Below are 3,762 nucleotides of genomic sequence, written 5' to 3' on the forward strand. Positions count from 1 at the left end.
TTGCAATGTATCAAACGAATTAAAAGCGGCTGAACTCATCTCTTTTCCTCGCTTAGCCAGTGCATTTTTCAATGTACCTATGTTAGCACCTCAAAAGACGTCCCCCAGCAACAAAAAGCCCCGCTTTGCAGCAGGGCTTTAAGGACAACGCCATGAAAAAGCAGGAAATGGGTCAGGCATGTGGCATCAGTTTGCCGAGCTTGGCAAGCAAGCGATTTTCTAGCCCATCTATTTTGGTATTGAGCCTCTCCTCAACAGCGTCCAAGTCTTTACGCAGAAGATCAATTTTATGCTCTGTCTTGCTATTCAAGAGCGCTTCATGCGAGCGCCACACCAGCCTGACAATAGCACGTGCATGCCTGTGCTCAAAGCCTGCTTTTTCCAACTCTTCAATATGTTCAGCCGTATCAAACGCCGCCATAACCAACCCCTTTTCCATTTTCCGCAGTGCCTATGTTAGCACCACCCGAAAAGGAGCGCTGGCATGAGCTGCCTAACAAGCCAACGTTTCAGACTGCACATTCATTTTGATAACGAAAGCCAGACGTTTTGGGCCAACAGCCCGGATATCAACGGACTGGCGGTGAGCGGGGAAGACCTGCAAGAGGTTCAGCGTGAGGCGTTTTTGGCTGCGGAAACGTTATTTGAAATAGATGCAGTGCAAGGCACAAATACTGCAATTTGCCTCGTAACCAGCCCAAACCTGCCAAATTGGCACTGTGTAGTCAAAGATAAAGAAATAATCATTAGCACTTTCTTTGATTGCATACACGCGACTGATGACACTGAAAGCAATAAAAAAGAACTGTCAGCAAAAATAGAAAAAGTACGAGATGCGGTATTAGCCGCCATAGCCAACTTAAATGAAGTCAAAGAAATAAACATAAGCATTGGGAAAGATATAGTCGTACTTGGAAACCATACAAAAACCTCTGCCTACAAATACCAAAGAAGGAACTCAAACTCATGAACCTTGAAATACTTATCGCAAAAGCGGAAGACGTTTATAGCAGTGCGATAGAAGCCAGAGAAGCTGCCCTGGATGCTTGCGCCCGTGCCGGTACTTATCTGGATAAAGCCAAGCAAGCAGAAACCGACGCAAAGCAATTGCTGAGCTTAATTCGCCAGCTTAAAGAACAGGAAGATCAAGTATGAATACTCAAGCCGAATTAATTTTTGAACAAAATGCCCAGCAAATTATGCTAGAAGAACCTGCGGTCTACCGCCGAAAAGCGGTGCAACAGCTTATTAATAATAACCGCGAGGTGTGCGTAGAAATGCTTATGGCTGTTGCCAATTTAGTTGATTACACCAAGGATGAAATTCACCACAGCGAACCAATGGAGCGGCTCGTCCAATATACGGATTGGTTAAATTATTGCGCCAAACAAGAGGCCATTATCTACGCCAAAGAAGAACGCAGGTTAGCCGAAATGCACAGGAAGTTTTTATTAAAGGATGACAGCCATGCCAACCCAACAACTTAGCGCAAAAGCAAAAGACATTTATAGCAGTGCGATAGAAGCTAGAGAAGCCGCCCTAGATGCTTGCGCCCGTATCGATGCCTATCTGGCTCAATTAGAGAATGAACGCCAAATAAATGAAATGGCATTCCGCGCCCTACAAGAGTTTAGAGGCTTTTATTATGCTGAAATGGGTTTTTCAATTGAGTGCTTGGCGAAAGGTATGGAATTAACACCCGAACAATGGGCTGTCATTCGAGATAACCATGTTTTTACAGAGCGCAGTAGAGCAGCGATAGATAACTATTTTTATGGGGAGAATAAATAATGGGCAATCTCAATAAAGTCATGCTAATGGGATACTTAGGCCGCGAGCCAGAAGTACGCCAATTTGAAGACGGCAATAGCATTGCAATTGTCAGTCTTGCTACCAACGAACACTGGAAAAATAAAGAAGGCGAACCACAAGAACGTACCGAATGGCACGCCTTGGTATTTTCAGGAAGACTGGCCGAAATCGCCAAAGACTACCTAACCAAAGGCAGCCCTATATTCATTGAAGGTCGCCTACGCACCCGCAAATGGGAAGATGACAACGGCACTGCCCACTACACCACCCAAGTCCACGTAGACCACCTGCAAATGCTAGGAAAAAAAGAAGACACGCCAAATAAAGAAGAGGCGCAGCCCAACAATCCCCAAACCATCGGCAAAGACTACAAAGCCTACAAAGAGGGATACATGGCCGGTGCAAGTTATAGCCATCCCGTGAATTTTGATGAAGACCTTCCGTTTTGAGTGAGGATTAATTATGAATAATCTTGCTGAGATCGTTAAGCAGAGTGCTACCACTCAAGAGGATATAGCTTCCGTATTAAATGAGCTGGTACTTTTCCTTAAGCGCCCCAATATCGCGGCGGATGATGAATTATGGACATGTGAAGATATAGCTGCTTATCTAAAATTATCTACCGCTACAGTTGAACGCAGGGTTGTTGTTCGGCCAGAGTTTCCCGAAGCCATACAACCTTGTGCCACAGGCAAGCATGCAGTGAGGCGCTGGTTTGCCGGGGACGTTATCCGTTGGGCAAAACAAAACAAGGGGAAGCTACCCAAATCAAAGGCGCGAGGACGTCAACCCAGCCGTCCGGCTATTTCAGAAGCGGTCGCGTTGTAATAAGTCATGAGTGAGCGCAAATCTTTATGCCCAATGGTTCGCGCCAAATCCAAAATTTCCAGCTTGCGGGCAAGGCGGGTAATGGCTTCGTGCCGCGTATCGTGGAAGCACAGATTTTCTATCGGCAAAGGGTCGCGCGCACCCCGAAACAGCACGTCAGCATTGGCCGAATTTACGGTAAACAATTTATCGCGTTCTTGCTGCCGTGCCACTTGTTCCAGTACACCCATCAACTGAACCGCCCGCTTTGATAGCGCTACATGACGAGCCGTTCCATTTTTGGTTTTCATCAAGCGCACATAGCTTTCTTTTAAATGCACTCTATCCAAAGTCAGATTAAGTATCTCGCCGCAACGCATGGCGGTTTCCAGTGCAATTAAAAAGGCGTAGGCCACTTCCTGCTTTTGGATACGCGGAGGCTGTCCCTCCACATAGCCAAGCGCATCAAGCAAAAGCTTCTCTTCTTCGGCGCTAATTCGGCGGTCGCGTGGGGGGCGATTAGGTGGACGCTTGATTTCCCGAACCGGATTGCCTTTGCACCATTTCCATTCTGTCCGTGCAATCTCAAAAATGCTGGCCAGCAAATTCATTTCCCGCCTAACCGTGGATGTCTTCACTTTCTTTAGCCGTGCATCCCGCCATGCGGCTATTAGGTCAGCGCCGACTTCCTTGATGGATTCTTCAGCAAAATTCACCGTCAACAAGCGGTTAATTTGCAACGTCTCCCAGCGACTCCCAGCCTTGGTGGGCGACACTTCATCGCGGTACTTTTCCAACGCTTGTTTAAAGGTGAAATCAGAGGCCTTCTGCTGGCTTGTACCCGCAAGAATTTCAGCCTCGCGTTGTATTGCCCAAGCGACAGCATGTGCTTTGGTAGGGAAGGTCTTCGAGTCACGTACGCCTTTTTTGCATACCTCAGCTCGCCAGCCACCACTGCGCTTTCTGTACGTTGCCATCCCCCGCCTTACCCATTGGCGTAAATTTGGCGTAAACGATAGCACACAATAATCAGGAAATGACGGTTTTTGTCGTCTAGCCAAGCAGACAAGTCAAGCATAAACAGTTATTTACGCTTAAAAGTGGAAATTGTCTTTGTCTGTCGTTTCATAATTGGTACCGAGG

8 protein-coding genes are annotated in these 3,762 nt (G+C 46.9%); 6 read left to right on the forward strand and 2 right to left on the reverse strand.

The window, feature by feature from the left end:
* Positions 1 to 172 precede the first annotated feature (172 nt).
* On the reverse strand, positions 173 to 421 hold the full coding sequence (locus AXE65_RS06995; protein ID WP_160330604.1) for a DUF1640 domain-containing protein: 249 nt from the start codon (positions 419 to 421) through the stop codon (positions 173 to 175).
* 63 nt (positions 422 to 484) lie between these two features.
* Between AXE65_RS06995 and AXE65_RS07000 the strand changes: the two genes are divergently transcribed.
* Genes AXE65_RS07000 through AXE65_RS07025 form a run of 6 tightly spaced genes read left to right on the forward strand, consistent with a single transcriptional unit; the run spans position 485 to position 2,640 of the window.
* On the forward strand, positions 485 to 970 hold the full coding sequence (locus AXE65_RS07000) for a hypothetical protein (RefSeq protein WP_068390024.1): 486 nt from the start codon (positions 485 to 487) through the stop codon (positions 968 to 970).
* On the forward strand, positions 967 to 1,155 hold the full coding sequence (locus tag AXE65_RS07005) for a hypothetical protein (protein WP_068390029.1): 189 nt from the start codon (positions 967 to 969) through the stop codon (positions 1,153 to 1,155). Before AXE65_RS07000 ends, AXE65_RS07005 begins: the two co-directional genes overlap by 4 nt.
* Complete coding sequence (locus tag AXE65_RS07010; RefSeq protein ID WP_068390032.1) at positions 1,152 to 1,487, forward strand: hypothetical protein; 336 nt, start codon at positions 1,152 to 1,154, stop codon at positions 1,485 to 1,487. Before AXE65_RS07005 ends, AXE65_RS07010 begins: the two co-directional genes overlap by 4 nt.
* Positions 1,468 to 1,791 (forward strand): hypothetical protein, encoded by a 324-nt coding sequence (locus AXE65_RS07015; protein WP_068390037.1) that lies wholly within the window; start codon positions 1,468 to 1,470, stop codon positions 1,789 to 1,791. The genes AXE65_RS07010 and AXE65_RS07015 overlap by 20 nt, the downstream gene beginning before the upstream one ends.
* On the forward strand, positions 1,791 to 2,261 hold the full coding sequence (locus AXE65_RS07020; protein ID WP_068390040.1) for a single-stranded DNA-binding protein: 471 nt from the start codon (positions 1,791 to 1,793) through the stop codon (positions 2,259 to 2,261). The genes AXE65_RS07015 and AXE65_RS07020 overlap by 1 nt, the downstream gene beginning before the upstream one ends.
* 13 nt (positions 2,262 to 2,274) lie before the next feature.
* Complete coding sequence (locus tag AXE65_RS07025) at positions 2,275 to 2,640, forward strand: hypothetical protein (protein WP_068390043.1); 366 nt, start codon at positions 2,275 to 2,277, stop codon at positions 2,638 to 2,640.
* Here AXE65_RS07025 and AXE65_RS07030 read toward each other — a convergent pair.
* Positions 2,598 to 3,596, reverse strand: a complete 999-nt coding sequence (locus AXE65_RS07030; RefSeq protein ID WP_068390045.1) for a tyrosine-type recombinase/integrase — start codon at positions 3,594 to 3,596, stop codon at positions 2,598 to 2,600. The two genes, AXE65_RS07025 and AXE65_RS07030, sit on opposite strands and share 43 nt — an antisense overlap.
* Positions 3,597 to 3,762: the final 166 nt, after the last annotated feature.

The organism is Ventosimonas gracilis (assembly GCF_001580025.1).
GTDB classification, from domain to species: domain Bacteria; phylum Pseudomonadota; class Gammaproteobacteria; order Pseudomonadales; family Pseudomonadaceae; genus Ventosimonas; species Ventosimonas gracilis.